This window comes from Escherichia sp. E14S1 (genome assembly GCF_004211995.1).
In the GTDB taxonomy this organism is placed as follows: domain Bacteria; phylum Pseudomonadota; class Gammaproteobacteria; order Enterobacterales; family Enterobacteriaceae; genus Escherichia.
On record NZ_RHJQ01000014.1, the window covers coordinates 73,496 to 89,104 of the forward strand.

The window sequence follows — 15,609 nt, forward strand, 5'->3', positions numbered from 1 at the left end:
GGCCGGATAAGACGCGTCAAGCGTCGCATCCGGCATCAAACGTACTCTACTTCTTCTTCGCTGCCGCCCTGCGCCGCTTGTCCAGATCCTTAATCAACTTGTTCACCCCATCATCGGCAAACATCGTCTCAAGCGTTGCGGAAAGCTTGCGTCGCCAGTTTTTGTACTGGTAACTGGTTCCAGGAATATTTACCGGTTCCGCCATATCCAGCCAGTCTTCCGGCTGTAGCCCTAACAGGGCGCTGTTGCTGTCGGCAATGTAGCGTTGCAAACCACGATTAAGCGTCGGCGTCATCGCCATCAGCGACGCCTTATGCCCGGTGCGTTTAGGCAGGCAGCCATATTTGTGCAGTGCATCCAGCAGCCCCTGCTTCGCCTGCTCACGATCCTGATACAAACCGCGTAGCACCTCTTCATCCGGATACAGCCCCAGCGTTTTGCCCAGCGTTAAATCACCGCTCTCCCAGTAACCGCGAAGCGTTGGCAGGTCGTGTGTCGCCGCAACTGCCATCGACTGCTCCGGGTACGCTTTCGGCGCGCGGAATGTCTTCTCGTGGTCGCTTTCGAAATAGAGCACTTTATAGGAGTAAACACCGCTACTGCGCAGTTTACCGACAATCTCTACTGGTACAGTGCCGAGATCTTCCCCAATCACCATGCAGCGATGACGCTGACTTTCGAGTGCCAGAATCGAGAGCAGATCATCCACCGGATAGTGAACATATGCCCCCTGATCCGCCGTCTCGCCATACGGTATCCACCACAAACGCAGCATCGACATCACATGGTCAATTCGTAATGCGCCGCAGTTTTGCATGTTCGCGCGCAGCAGCTCGATAAACGGTTCATAGGCGCGCGCGGTGATGATATGCGGGTCCATCGGCGGCAAGCCCCAGTTCTGCCCCAGCGGGCCGAGGATATCCGGCGGCGCGCCAACCGACGCTTTCAGGCAATACAGTTCACGGTCGCACCAGGTTTCTGCCCCACCTTCTGCTACACCAACCGCCAGATCACGATACAAGCCAATCGGCATTTCATAGCCCTGGCTTATCTCCCAGCAGGCGGCAAACTGGCGGTAAGCCAGCCACTGCAACCAGAGATAAAAATCGATGTCATCGCGATGTTCTTCGCAGAACTGACGCACTTCTGGCGAATCCACGTTCTGATACATCTCAGGCCATGCTGGCCAGCCCCAGCGCATTTCGTCTTCTTTCACTTGCTGGGCATGTAGCGCATCAAAGGCTGCCTGCCAAAACAGGCTGTCGCCTTGCTCTGCAACAAACTGGCGAAACGCGGTCATCTGCTCATCATCACGTTGCGCGAAACCTTTCCACGCCATCCGCAATGCTGTCATTTTCAGGGCGGTAACCGTGGAGTAATCTACCCAGCCGGCATCCCGCGCCTGTTGCAGCGTCTGCTGCGTGGTCGGCATGTGCCACCAGGCTTGCGCCTCTTCGCTAAGCTGAAAATCTTCAACAGCGTTGACGTCGATATAAATCACGTTCAGCCAGCGGCGAGAAGACGGGCTATATGGGCTGGCGCTTTCCGGGTTTGCCGGATAGAGCGCATGAATCGGATTCAGGCCGATAAACGCTCCACCACGTTTCGCCACATCCACCAGCATAGCTTTGAGATCGCCAAAATCCCCAATACCCCAGTTTTTTTCCGATCGCAGCGTATAAAGCTGAACGCAAGCGCCCCACAGCTTTTGCTTATTGAGCAATGCCTGCGGTTCGTAGCAGCGTTTCGGGGCGACAATCACCCGGCAATGCGCGCGTTGATCTTCCTGGGTGAGTGTCAGCGTGTGATAACCTTCCGGCAGCTTCGTCGGTAGATTGAACGCGTTACCACCGCTCACGTGGCCTTTGTACTGCGTACCTTCTTCGGTGGTCAGCAACCAGCTAAATTCGCCGCTGCCCTCTACTGCCATTGGCATTTTTTTCCCGGAGGTATACACCATGACATTTGGCACTGGTGTTACCGCCACTTTCGTGGCGGCACTTTGATGCATCGCATCAAGCAAACGCCGTTTGGTTTCGGCGCTAATCGACTGCGGTTTTCCGTGGGCATTGATGTAATTGGGGCTGATCCCCGCCGCCAACGCGGCTTTGTCCAGACGTTTGCTTTCCATCGCGCTTCCTTAGCGTTTTGCCTGCCAGATACGAGCCTGATAATCACGGATTGAGCGATCCGAGCTAAACATACCGCAGCGGGCGGTATTGAGGATCGCCGCGCGAGTCCAGGCCTCCTGGTCGCGGTACAGCACATCCACGCGTTTTTGCGCTTCGACATAAGCCGCAAAGTCCGCCATCACCAGATACGGATCGCCGCCCTGCTTACCGAGGCTATGCAGCATCTGGTCAAACGCGTGTTTATCGCCATCGCTATATTTACCGCTTTCCAGCTCTTTTAATACCGCATCAAGCACCTTATCTTTCTTCCGCCATTTCACCGGATCATAGCCCTTAGCTTTCAGCGCCTTAACCTGCTCCACGGTATGACCAAAGATAAAGATATTCTCTTCACCGACTTTCTCGGCGATCTCCACGTTTGCACCATCCAGCGTGCCGACAGTGAGCGCACCGTTAAGCGCCAGTTTCATATTGCCAGTACCAGAAGCTTCTTTACCTGCGGTGGAGATCTGCTCGGAGATATCCGCCGCCGGGATCAGCATTTCCGCAGCAGATACACAATAATCTGGCAGGAATACAATCTTCAGCTTGTCGCCCACCTGCGGATCGTTGTTGATCACGTCAACCACTTTGTTGATCGCAAAGATAATATTCTTCGCCAGGTAGTAGCCCGGTGCCGCTTTCGCGCCGAAGAGGAAGACGCGCGGTACGCGGTCAGCCTGCGGGTTTTCACGAATTTCTTTGTACAACGCCAGAATATGCAGCAGATTCAGGTGCTGGCGTTTGTACTCGTGCAGGCGTTTGATCTGAATATCGAAAATCGCCTGAGGATTGATTTCAATACCGGTACGGACTTTCACAAACTCCGCCAGACGAACTTTATTCGCCTGTTTGATCTCGCGATATTGCTGGCGGAATTTCTCGTCATCAGCGAATTTTTCCAGATTGATCAACTGATCGAGATCGTTAGCCCACTCTTTTTTCAGTGACTTATCCAACAATGCCGCCAGTGCCGGGTTGCACTGTTTGATCCAGCGACGCGGGGTAATGCCGTTGGTGACGTTATGGAATTTGTTCGGCCATAGCTGGTGATATTCCGGGAACAGATCTTTCACCACCAGATCCGAGTGCAACGCCGCCACACCGTTTACCGCAAAGCCGCTTACCACGCACATATTGGCCATGCGAACTTGTTTGTCATGCACCACCGCCAGCTTCGCCCATACCGCTTTATCGCCCGGCCAGGTTTTTTCCACCAGCTTCTTAAAGCGGTTGTTGATTTCGTTGATTACCTGCATATGGCGTGGCAGCAGGGCTTTTACCAGCTTCTCATCCCAGCACTCAAGTGCTTCTGGCATTAGGGTATGGTTGGTATAAGCAAAGGTATTGCTGGTGATTGCCCATGCGTCATCCCAGCTCATCTGGTGCTCATCGATTAGCACGCGCAGCAGTTCTGGAATAGCGATAGTCGGGTGGGTATCGTTGAGCTGAATGACTTCGTAATCTGCCAGCTCGTGCAGTTTACGCCCCGCCAGATGGTGACGACGCAGAATGTCGGCAACCGAACAAGCACACTGGAAATATTGCTGCATCAGACGCAGTTTTTTACCGGCAGTATGGTTGTCGTTTGGATAGAGCACTTTAGTCAGTTTTTCAGCGTCAATGCCCTGTTGTTCAGCACGCAGGAAATCGCCGTCGTTGAATTTGGTGAGGTTAAACGGATGCGCATGTGTCGCTTGCCATAAACGCAGCGGCTGCGCCACACCATTTCGGTAGCCCAGCACAGGTAAATCCCACGCCTGGCCGGTAATGGTAAATGCGGGCTCCCAACGTCCGTCTTTCGTGACCTTGCCACCAATCCCAACCTGCACGTCAAGCGCTTCATTATGGCTGAACCACGGATAGTTACCGCGATGCCAGTCATCTGGCGCTTCCATTTGTTGACCGTCAACAAATGACTGACGGAACAGACCATATTGATAGTTCAGACCATAGCCTGTTGCGGATTGTCCGACGGTCGCCATTGAATCGAGGAAACATGCCGCCAGACGCCCCAGACCGCCGTTGCCCAGCGCCGGGTCAGTCTCTTCTTCCAGCAGATCTGTCAGGTTGATGTCATAGGATTTCAGCGAATCCTGAACAGCCTGATACCAACCGAGATTTAACAGGTTGTTGCCCGTCAGACGACCAATCAAAAACTCCATTGAGATGTAGTTAACATGGCGCTGATTCGCCGTCGGTTTGGCAAAAGGCTGGGCACGCAACATTTCCGCCAGCGCTTCACTCACGGCCTGCCACCACTGACGAGGGGTCATCTCAGCTGCAGAAGTTAAGCCATAACGCTGCCATTGACGTGACAGGGCTTCCTGAAATTGCTTTTCATTAAAAATGGGTTGTGACATAGGAGTTCCAGTTTTCTTAGACATTAAACACAACGTTATCGTTAGTTTGCCAGGCTCCATGTTGACCTTCCTCATCCTACGGGGGATTAGGCGGGGAGGAGTGACGGGGATGAGCAAGAAAATGTGATCGCGAACACTTAAAGGTAGTGCAATCAACTGCAAAAGCATCGGCCCAGTGCCAAAGAGCGCAAAAAAACCGACGATTAACAGTAAGAAAGGGCGTCGCGTATTATCAAAAAGCGGAAAGCCACTCTATAAATTAAGTAAAGCAGCGAAATAGTTTCAGCAATGAAATACCAATCGTGATTCATCTCATTCTTAATAGATTTATTAAGATCATCTTTTTAGATAGACCTTTCATCATGAATTAAGGAAGCATCATTGCTTTAATAACACTATTGAACCATGAGAAAACACCATAAGATCCAGTATCTACGCTGGATCAGCGTAGTTTTAAGATGAAACATTAATAAAGGTTTTGAATTGTGACAGAGTGCAAATTCAGACACATAAAAAACCGTCATCGCTTGCATTGCACAGATTTCTAGCCGACCTTATAACCATTAATTACGAAGCGCAAAAAAAATAATATTTCCTCAATTTCCACAGTGAAGTGATTAACTATGCTGATTCCGTCAAAATTAAGTCGTCCGGTTCGACTCGACCATACCGTGGTTCGTGAGCGCCTGCTGGCTAAACTTTCCGGCGCGAACAACTTCAGGCTGGTGCTGATCACAAGTCCTGCGGGCTACGGAAAGACCACACTCATATCCCAATGGGCGGCAGGCAAAAACGATTTGGGCTGGTACTCGCTGGATGACGGTGATAACCAGCAAGAACGTTTCGCCAGCTACCTGATTGCCGCAATTCAACAGGCCACCAACGGGCATTGCCCCGCCAGTGAAGTGATGGCGCAAAAGCGGCAATATGCCAGTCTATCCTCACTTTTTGCCCAACTGTTTATCGAACTGGCAGAGTGGCACCAGCCGCTCTACCTGGTTATTGACGATTATCACCTGATCACTAACCCAGTGATTCACGAGTCAATGCGCTTCTTTATTCGTCATCAACCGGAAAATCTGACCCTGGTAGTTTTGTCGCGCAATCTTCCGCAACTGGGTATTGCCAATTTGCGTGTACGTGACCAACTGCTGGAAATTGGCAGCCAGCAACTGGCGTTTACCCACCAGGAAGCCAAGCAGTTTTTTGATTGCCGTCTGTCTTCGCCCATTGGAGCCGCTGAAAGTAGCCGGATTTGCGATGACGTTTCTGGTTGGGCAACGGCTTTACAATTAATCGCCCTCTCCGTCCGACAGAATACCCACTCTGCGCACAAATCCGCACGTCGCCTGGCGGGCATTAATGCCAGCCATCTTTCTGATTATCTGGTCGATGAAGTGTTAGATAACGTTGATCTGGCAACACGTCATTTCCTGCTGAAAAGTGCCATTTTGCGATCGATGAACGATACGCTAATCACCCGCGTGACAGGTGAAGACAACGGGCAAATGCGCCTCGAAGAAATTGAGCGTCAGGGACTGTTTTTGCAACGGATGGATGATACCGGCGAGTGGTTCTGCTATCACCCGTTGTTTGGCAACTTCCTGCGCCAGCGCTGCCAGTGGGAACTGGCGGCGGAACTGCCCGAAATTCATCGTGCCGCTGCAGAAAGCTGGATGGCGCAAGGTTTTCCCAGCGAAGCTATTCATCATGCGCTGGCCGCGGGCGACGCGCTGATGCTGCGCGATATTCTGCTTAATCACGCATGGAGTTTGTTCAACCATAGCGAACTGTCACTGCTGGAAGAGTCGCTCAACGCCCTGCCGTGGGACAGCCTGCTGGAAAACCCACAGCTGGTGTTGTTGCAGGCGTGGCTGATGCAAAGCCAACATCGCTATGGCGAAGTGAACACCCTGCTTGCACGTGCCGAGCATGAGATCAAGGACATCAGAGAAGGCACCATGCACGCAGAATTTAACGCTTTGCGCGCCCAGGTGGCGATTAACGACGGCAATCCGGATGAAGCTGAACGGCTGGCAAAACTGGCACTGGAAGAACTGCCTCCGGGCTGGTTCTACAGCCGCATTGTGGCAACCTCCGTGCTTGGCGAAGTGTTGCACTGCAAAGGTGAATTGACCCGTTCACTGGCGTTAATGCAGCAGACCGAACAAATGGCACGTCAGCACGATGTTTGGCACTACGCCTTGTGGAGTTTAATCCAGCAAAGTGAAATTCTGTTTGCCCAAGGGTTCCTGCAAACTGCATGGGAAACACAGGAAAAAGCGTTCCAGTTGATAAACGAGCAGCATCTGGAACAGTTGCCGATGCATGAGTTTCTGGTGCGCATCCGTGCACAGCTGCTATGGGCCTGGGCGCGGCTGGATGAAGCCGAAGCCTCGGCACGAAGCGGGATTGAAGTCTTGTCGTCTTATCAGCCGCAGCAACAGCTTCAGTGCCTGGCAATGTTGATCCAATGCTCGCTGGCCCGTGGCGATTTAGATAACGCCCGTAGCCAGCTAAACCGTCTGGAAAACCTGCTGGGGAATGGCAAATATCACAGCGACTGGATCTCTAACGCCAACAAAGTCCGGGTGATTTACTGGCAAATGACCGGAGATAAAGCGGCTGCCGCCAACTGGCTGAGCCATACTGCGAAACCAGAGTTTGCGAACAATCACTTCCTGCAAGGTCAATGGCGCAACATTGCCCGCGCACAAATCTTGCTGGGAGAGTTTGAACCGGCGGAAATAGTCCTCGAAGAACTGAACGAAAACGCCCGCAGTCTGCGGTTGATGAGCGACCTCAACCGTAACCTGCTTCTACTCAATCAGTTGTACTGGCAAGCCGGGCGTAAAAGCGACGCCCAGCGTGTGTTGCTGGATGCATTAAAACTGGCAAACCGCACTGGATTTATCAGTCATTTTGTTATTGAAGGCGAAGCGATGGCGCAGCAGTTACGTCAGCTGATTCAACTCAATACGTTGCCGGAACTGGAACAGCACCGCGCACAGCGTATTCTGCGGGAAATCAATCAACATCATCGACATAAATTCGCTCATTTCGATGAGAGTTTCGTTGAACGTCTGCTAAATCATCCGGAAGTGCCAGAACTAATCCGCACCAGCCCGCTGACCCAGCGCGAATGGCAGGTGCTGGGGCTGATTTACTCCGGTTACAGCAACGAGCAAATTGCGGGCGAGCTGGAAGTCGCGGCGACCACTATCAAGACGCATATCCGCAATCTGTACCAAAAACTCGGCGTCGCCCACCGCCAGGCTGCGGTACAACACGCGCAGAAACTGCTGAAGATGATGGGGTATGGAGTGTGAATTTAGCCGGATAACGCGCCAGATCCGGCTGACATCTCTGCATCATTCAACGCTCACTCGCGTTACGCCGTCTGTTTCTATCAGACTGAACCGCACGGGCAAGAAACGCTCCACCACCGCAATATTGGTCAGCAGATGGCATGAGGGATGGGCGACCGTAAATTGTCCCGCGCCCGCCAGCGCCATTGGCAACACTAGCTGGTCAGCAAGATATTCCCCCACCGCCGCCGTGCTTGCCAGGTAGCGCTTCACCTCTTTTATCAGTTGTGCCGCGACCACTTCGGCGCTGACGCGCTTTTCACCGACGACGAAAAAGCGTTCGGTAATATTTTCACTTTCGACTTCAAGCGAGACGGTATTACCCGCCCCCTGGTCGCGCGGCAGGTTATGAATATTCTGCTCATGCAGGGAAAAACTCCCCGCCAGCGTAGCGATTTCACGTTCAGCGACATGCCTCGGCACGCCAGCCAGTAACACCTCACCACGCATCCGCGTAATGTTTCCGCGCTCGCCAAGTAGCAAGGTGTTAAACGATGTCACGGGCGCGACTTCCGTTGCCACCACGCCGCCTCCGGCAGGATAAAAACCGTGGCGTAATAGTGTGGTTTGCTGATGAATTCCTATTTTCGCCAGCAGCGGCTCCAGCACCCGGCGCATAAAATCCGCAGGCGGGGCCGACGGGTTATCGGTGCCGCCGCTCACTTCTACGCGAGAAGGCTCATCGGCAAACCACAGCGCAGGCAGCACCGTTTGCAGCACCAGCGTACAGCTTCCGGCGCTACCGATAGCAAAGCGGTAATCGCCGCCGCGCACGGTACCTGGCCGGAAGACCAGACGCTGCGACCCCAGCTCCGCGCCTTCCACCGTTGCCCTACAAATTTCCGCAGCCGCTTTTACCGCGGTCAGATGCTGGCGCAACAGCCCCGGTTTCGCCCGCCCGGCACGAATGCCGGTGATGGTAAATGGCTGGCCGGTTATCATCGACAGACTCAGCGCCGAGCGCAGGATCTGCCCGCCGCCTTCGCCCTGTGCGCCATCCAGCGCAATCATCCTTTTCATCATTTATCCTTTTACGCACACCACCTGACGCAGGGTGTAGATAACTTCCACCAGATCGCTTTGTGCCGCCATCACCGCATCAATATCTTTATACGCCATCGGGATTTCGTCGATCACTTCGGCATCTTTACGGCATTCCACATGCGCGGTGGCACGAATTTGATCTTCCACGCTGAACAGTTTTTTCGCTTTAGTACGGCTCATTACCCGTCCGGCACCGTGGCTGCACGAACAGAACGACTCTTCATTTCCCAGCCCACGGACGATAAAGCTTTTCGCCCCCATCGAACCGGGAATAATTCCATATTGACCAGCACGCGCAGACACCGCCCCTTTACGCGTCACATAGATCTCTTCGCCAAAGTGCTGTTCTTTTTGCACATAGTTGTGGTGACAGTTGATCTCTTCCATCGCCAGCGTTTGCGGCTGTCTTACCTTTTTCTGCGTAACGCTCTGCAACGCCGTTACCACGTTTTCCATCATCGCATCGCGGTTAAGGCTGGCAAAAAGCTGCGCCCAGGCCACAGCTTTCAGGTAATCATCAAAGTATTCCGTACCTTCCATAAAGTACGCCAGGTCACGCGACGGCAACGTTTCAAGCTGGTCCTGCATCTCTTTTTGCGCCAGATCGATAAAATAAGTCCCGATGGCGTTACCAATTCCGCGTGAACCGGAGTGCAGCATAATCCACACCTGGTCCGACTCATCAAGGCAGATTTCAATAAAGTGGTTACCCGTTCCCAGCGTTCCCAGGTGTTTATAATTATTGGTATTGAGGAAGCGCGGATATTTTTGTGTTAACCACTGATAACCGGCTTCAAGCTCAGCCCATTTAGCATCGACGTTAACAGGCGGATTTTCCCATGCGCCTTTATCACGACGGCTACGATTATTGGAACGCCCGTGCGGTACGGCAGTTTCAATCGCCTGACGCAGCTCCGCCAAGTTTTCAGGCAGGTCCGCCGCCGTTAACGCGGTACGCAGCGCGTTCATTCCACAGCCGATATCCACGCCCACCGCCGCCGGAATAATCGCCCCTTTGGTCGGGATAACGCTGCCAATGGTGGAACCTTTACCCAGGTGTACATCAGGCATTACCGCAATATGTTTGAAAATAAACGGCATCTTCGCCGTATTAATAAGTTGCTGACGCGCATCGGCTTCTACCGGCACGCCTTTGGTCCACATTTTTACCGGGGCATTTTCAGTGGTCAGTAATTCGTAATTCATTTTGTTTTTCTCTTTTCGTTGGTATGTCCTGATAATTGCAACCGTCGTGCCAGAAAATTAAATAAGCAGCTTAATTTTTTAATTCATTGTTTTTAAATAGATTATATCTTTACGTCCGTAAACGGAGATTTTCCGCAAAGCCAATTTACCGATAATGAAATATCGTCTTTTATAAGGATATCTAAGATGCGTAAAACAGTGGCTTTTGGTTTTGTCGGCACCGTCCTGGATTATGCCGGACGCGGCAGTCAGCGCTGGTCAAAATGGCGTCCGACACTCTGTTTATGCCAGCAAGAATCGTTGGTCATCGATCGACTGGAATTGTTGCACGACGCCCGATCGCGCTCGCTATTTGAAACGCTTAAACGCGATATCGCCAGCGTTTCGCCAGAAACAGAAGTAATGGGCGTTGAGATTGAACTGCATAACCCGTGGGATTTCGAAGAGGTTTACGCCTGCCTGCATGACTTCGCCCGTGGTTACGCATTCCAACCTGATAAAGAAGACTATTTAATTCACATCACCACCGGCACCCACGTTGCACAGATTTGCTGGTTTCTGCTGGCGGAAGCGCGTTACCTGCCCGCCCGGCTGATACAATCTTCACCACCGCGCAAAAAAGAACAACCGCGCGGCGCAGGTGAAGTGACGATCATCGATCTCGATTTAAGCCGTTATAACGCCATCGCCAGCCGCTTTGCTGAAGAACGCCAGCAAACCCTCGATTTCCTCAAATCCGGCATTGCCACGCGTAACCCCCACTTCAACCGCATGATTGAGCAGATCGAAAAAGTGGCGATTAAATCCCGCGCACCGATCCTGCTTAACGGCCCGACTGGCGCAGGTAAGTCATTTCTGGCGCGACGCATCTTTGAATTAAAACAGACGCGGCATCAGTTTAGCGGCGCGTTTGTGGAAGTGAACTGCGCCACTCTGCGCGGCGATACCGCCATGTCAGCGCTGTTTGGTCATGTTAAAGGCGCGTTTACCGGGGCGCGGGAATCGCGGGAAGGGCTGCTACGTAGCGCCAACGGCGGGATGTTGTTTCTCGATGAGATTGGCGAACTGGGCGCAGACGAACAGGCAATGCTGCTGAAAGCCATTGAAGAGAAAACCTTTTACCCGTTTGGCAGCGATCGCCAGGTGAGCAGTGATTTTCAGCTTATCGCCGGAACGGTGCGCGATTTGCGCCAGCTGGTTGCCGAAGGCAAATTTCGCGAAGATCTGTACGCGCGGATCAATCTGTGGACCTTCACCCTGCCGGGTCTACGCCAGCGCCAGGAAGATATTGAACCGAACCTGGATTATGAAGTGGAGCGCCACGCCGCGCTCACCGGCGACAGCGTGCGTTTTAACACCGAAGCGCGGCGTGCCTGGCTGGCCTTTGCGACATCTCCCCAGGCAACATGGCGCGGTAACTTTCGCGAGCTTTCTGCCAGCGTTACGCGGATGGCAACCTTTGCCACTAGCGGACGCATCACTCTGGAAGTGGTTGAAGATGAGATAAACCGTCTGCGCTATAACTGGCAGGAGAGCCGCCCTTCGGCACTTACGACGTTGTTAGGCGCAGAGGTGGAGAACATCGATCTCTTCGACCGCCTGCAACTGGAAAACGTTATCGCCGTTTGTCGCCAGGCAAAATCGCTTTCCGCTGCCGGACGTGAACTTTTTGACGTTTCGCGCCAGGGCAAAGCCAGCGTCAATGACGCGGATCGGCTACGCAAATACCTGGCGCGTTTTGGTCTGACGTGGGAAGCCGTGCAGGATCAGCACAGCTCCAGTTGAATATGATGGTCCGTCAGCACCTGCATCACGCCCGCTGGCGGCGGGGCGTCGGTGTAGACGGCATCAACCATGTTGATGCTGCCCATATTGACCATCGCGTTACGGCCAAATTTCGAGTGATCGACAACCAGCATAACGTGACGCGAGTTCTCAATAATGGCGCGTTTGGTGCGAACTTCGTGGTAATCGAACTCCAGCAGCGAGCCGTCGCTATCGATGCCGCTGATCCCCAGAATGCCAAAGTCCAGACGGAACTGAGAGATAAAATCGAGCGTCGCTTCGCCAATGATCCCGCCATCGCGGCTGCGTAATTCGCCTCCGGCGAGAATAATGCGAAAATCTTCTTTTACCATCAACGTGTTAGCAACGTTGAGATTGTTGGTGACAATGCGCAAATTGCTGTGATTGAGCAGCGCGTGCGCCACCGCTTCCGGCGTGGTGCCAATATCGATAAACAGCGTCGAGCCGTTGGGGATTTGCTCCGCCACTTTACGGGCGATGCGCTCTTTTTCTTCGGTCTGGGTGGCCTTGCGATCGTGCCACGGCGTGTTAACCGAACTGGAAGGCAGCGCCGCACCGCCATGATGGCGCAGGATCAGGTTTTGCTCTGCCAGCTCGTTGAGGTCGCGGCGAATAGTCTGCGGGCTGACGGAGAAATGCTCTACCAGCTCTTCGGTGCTGACATAACCCTGCTGTTTAACCAGTTCGATAATACCGTTGTGACGTTGTGTTTGTTTCATTTATAAATCCCTGGAATTATTTTCGTTTTCGCGCATTGAGCGAATCAACAAAAGCCATCGCTAAACCCACGGCTAACCCGGCGATGTGTGCTCCGTTCGCCATCGACATCCCAAACAAATCAAACCATCCGGCGACAATCCAGATCAGCGCGAAGATGATTAACCCACGTTGTAGGTAAATGCCACTTTGCGGATCGCGTTCGCCACGTAGCCAGACGTAGCCCATCAGCGCATACACCACGCCAGAAAGCCCGCCAAACCACGGCCCGCTGAATTTTTGCTGCACATAGCCACTTAACAGGGCGCTAATGAGAGTAATGACAATTAGCTTACCGCTACCGAGGCGTTTTTCCACCGCACCGCCGAGATACCACCACCAGAGCAAGTTAAAGAGGATATGCATTAGTGAGAAATGCATTAACGCATGGGTGAAGTAGCGCCAGAACTCAAATTTCAGCGTCGGATCGAATGGCCAGGCCAACCATAGCATCACGTCCTGATCGCCAAGGATTTGCATGGCGATAAACACCAGCACGCAGGCGATCATCATCACCCAGGTTACCGGACCTGCACGTTCACGCAAGACAGCAAAGAAAGGATAACGGCGATAATGCAGGCCACTGCCGGTATGGCCCGCCTGCCAGCTGGCAGCGAGATAACGCGGATCAGCCGGGTTTTCGAGAAAACGCGCCAGCTCCGCCCGCACACGTTCAGCCTGGGATTCATCCGCCAGCCAGACATCGCTTTGATTATGTTGTTGAATCGTGAGGATAACACCCTGCGTCGCCATGTAATCGACAAACGCCTGCGCCACGCGGGGGTTAGCAAAAGAGGTAATCATCAACATTGTTGCTGTCGCTTATTCCACACAAAAGGGGACAGTATAAAGCCTTACGCGCCGTACGCCACCTCTGTGGGAAACTGACGTTGCCAGGCTTCAAAACCGCCATCAATGCTATAGACCACATCGTAGCCCTGTTGCAGCAGATACTGCGCCGCGCCTTTGCTGCTATTACCGTGGTAACACATCACCATCACCGGCGTATCGAAGTCGTTATCACGCATAAACGCGCCCAGCGTGTCGTTGGTTAAATGGAAAGCCTGCACCGCATGCCCCATAGCGAAACTCTGTGGATCGCGAATATCGACCAGCACCGCCTCTTTTTCCTGCAACTTCTGGTGCGCGTCGGCAACGTTAATACATTCGAACTGATCCATGCGTCTCTCTTTCTTTACAAACAAGTGGGCAAATTTACCGCACAGTTTACGTCGAAGCGGCAGATAAACGCCATAATGTTATACATATCACTCTAAAATGTTTTTTCAATGTTACCCAAAGCGCGATTCTTTGCTAATATGCTCGATAACGAACATTTATGAGCTTTAACGAAAGTGAATGAGGGCAGCATGGAAACCAAAGATCTGATTGTGATAGGTGGCGGCATCAATGGTGCTGGTATCGCGGCAGACGCCGCTGGACGCGGTTTATCCGTGCTGATGCTGGAAGCCCAGGATCTCGCTTGCGCGACCTCCTCCGCCAGTTCAAAACTCATTCACGGTGGCCTGCGCTACCTTGAGCACTATGAATTCCGACTGGTCAGCGAGGCGCTGGCCGAACGTGAAGTGCTACTGAAAATGGCGCCGCATATCGCCTTCCCGATGCGTTTTCGCCTGCCGCATCGTCCGCATCTGCGCCCGGCGTGGATGATTCGTATTGGTCTGTTCATGTACGATCATCTGGGCAAACGCACCAGCCTGCCGGGATCAACCGGTTTGCGTTTTGGCGCAAATTCAGTGTTAAAACCGGAAATTAAGCGCGGATTCGAATATTCCGACTGTTGGGTAGACGACGCCCGTCTGGTACTCGCCAACGCCCAGATGGTGGTGCGTAAAGGCGGTGAAGTGCTTACTCGTACTCGTGCCACTTCTGCTCGCCGCGAAAACGGCCTGTGGATTGTGGAAGCGGAAGATATCGATACTGGCAAAAAATATACATGGCAGGCGCGCGGCCTGGTTAACGCCACTGGCCCGTGGGTGAAACAGTTCTTCGACGACGGCATGCATTTGCCCTCGCCTTATGGCATTCGCCTGATCAAAGGCAGCCATATTGTGGTGCCGCGCGTGCATACCCAAAAACAAGCCTACATTCTGCAAAACGAAGATAAACGTATTGTCTTTGTGATCCCGTGGATGGACGAGTTTTCCATCATCGGCACCACCGATGTGGAATACAAAGGTGATCCGAAAGCAGTGAAGATTGAAGAGAGTGAAATCAATTACCTGCTGAAAGTGTATAACACGCACTTTAAAAAGCAGTTAAGCCGGGATGATATCGTCTGGACCTACTCCGGCGTGCGCCCACTGTGTGATGATGAGTCCGACTCGCCGCAGGCTATTACCCGTGATTACACCCTTGATATTCATGATGAAAATGGCAAAGCACCGCTGCTGTCGGTATTTGGCGGTAAGCTGACCACCTACCGCAAACTGGCGGAACACGCGCTGGAAAAACTAACGCCGTATTATCAGGGCATTGGCCCGGCATGGACGAAAGAGAGCGTGCTGCCGGGTGGTGCCATTGAAGGCGACCGCGATGACTACGCCGCCCGCTTGCGCCGCCGCTATCCATTCATTACGGAATCGCTGGCACGTCATTACGCGCGCACTTACGGCAGCAACAGCGAGCTGCTGCTCGGCAATGCGGGGGCGATAAGCGACCTCGGGGAAGATTTCGGTCATGAGTTTTACGAAGCGGAGCTGAAATACTTGGTGGATCACGAATGGGTCCGTCGCGCCGACGATGCCCTGTGGCGTCGCACAAAACAAGGCATGTGGCTGAATGCGGAACAACAGTCTCGTGTGAGTCAGTGGCTGGTGGAGTATACGCAGCAGAAGTTGTCGCTGGCGTCGTGATTTAACGTAAAGTGGTCAG

Annotated in this window: 10 protein-coding genes; 3 read left to right on the plus strand and 7 right to left on the minus strand. The window is 53.0% G+C overall.

What is annotated here, in order from left to right; translation table 11 throughout:
- Positions 1–46 precede the first annotated feature (46 nt).
- Positions 47–2,131, minus strand: a complete 2,085-nt coding sequence (gene malQ, locus D9734_RS16655; RefSeq protein WP_130209005.1) for a 4-alpha-glucanotransferase — start codon at positions 2,129–2,131, stop codon at positions 47–49.
- A gap of 9 nt (positions 2,132–2,140) precedes the next feature.
- Positions 2,141–4,534, minus strand: coding sequence for a maltodextrin phosphorylase (gene malP / locus D9734_RS16660; protein WP_130209007.1), 2,394 nt, complete (start codon positions 4,532–4,534; stop codon positions 2,141–2,143).
- 623 nt (positions 4,535–5,157) lie between these two features.
- On the opposite strand from malP, the gene malT reads away from it, so the two are divergent.
- Positions 5,158–7,863, plus strand: coding sequence for an HTH-type transcriptional regulator MalT (gene malT, locus D9734_RS16665; protein ID WP_130209009.1), 2,706 nt, complete (start codon positions 5,158–5,160; stop codon positions 7,861–7,863).
- A 42-nt stretch (positions 7,864–7,905) separates the two neighbouring features.
- Here the strand turns inward: malT and rtcA are convergent, their stop codons facing one another.
- Positions 7,906–8,922, minus strand: coding sequence for an RNA 3'-terminal phosphate cyclase (rtcA, locus tag D9734_RS16670; RefSeq protein ID WP_130209202.1), 1,017 nt, complete (start codon positions 8,920–8,922; stop codon positions 7,906–7,908).
- 3 nt (positions 8,923–8,925) lie between these two features.
- Positions 8,926–10,152: an RNA-splicing ligase RtcB gene (gene rtcB / locus D9734_RS16675; RefSeq protein WP_130209011.1), complete on the minus strand. Its 1,227-nt coding sequence runs from the start codon at positions 10,150–10,152 to the stop codon at positions 8,926–8,928.
- A 186-nt stretch (positions 10,153–10,338) separates the two neighbouring features.
- Here rtcB and rtcR point away from each other — a divergent pair, with 186 nt between their 5' ends.
- Positions 10,339–11,937, plus strand: a complete 1,599-nt coding sequence (rtcR, locus tag D9734_RS16680) for a DNA-binding transcriptional regulator RtcR (protein ID WP_130209013.1) — start codon at positions 10,339–10,341, stop codon at positions 11,935–11,937.
- Here the strand turns inward: rtcR and D9734_RS16685 are convergent.
- Genes D9734_RS16685 through glpE form a run of 3 tightly spaced genes read right to left on the minus strand, consistent with a single transcriptional unit; the run spans position 11,919 to position 13,895 of the window.
- A complete protein-coding gene (locus tag D9734_RS16685; protein WP_130209015.1) occupies positions 11,919–12,677 on the minus strand; it encodes a DeoR/GlpR family transcriptional regulator in 759 nt (252 codons plus the stop codon). The two genes, rtcR and D9734_RS16685, sit on opposite strands and share 19 nt — an antisense overlap.
- A 16-nt stretch (positions 12,678–12,693) precedes the next feature.
- Complete coding sequence (glpG, locus tag D9734_RS16690) at positions 12,694–13,524, minus strand: rhomboid family intramembrane serine protease GlpG (RefSeq protein ID WP_130209017.1); 831 nt, start codon at positions 13,522–13,524, stop codon at positions 12,694–12,696.
- Between the two features lie 44 nt (positions 13,525–13,568).
- Complete coding sequence (gene glpE, locus D9734_RS16695; RefSeq protein ID WP_054494570.1) at positions 13,569–13,895, minus strand: thiosulfate sulfurtransferase GlpE; 327 nt, start codon at positions 13,893–13,895, stop codon at positions 13,569–13,571.
- Between the two features lie 189 nt (positions 13,896–14,084).
- Between glpE and glpD the strand changes: the two genes are divergently transcribed.
- Complete coding sequence (gene glpD / locus D9734_RS16700; protein WP_130209019.1) at positions 14,085–15,590, plus strand: glycerol-3-phosphate dehydrogenase; 1,506 nt, start codon at positions 14,085–14,087, stop codon at positions 15,588–15,590.
- The last annotated feature ends 19 nt before the right edge of the window (positions 15,591–15,609 follow it).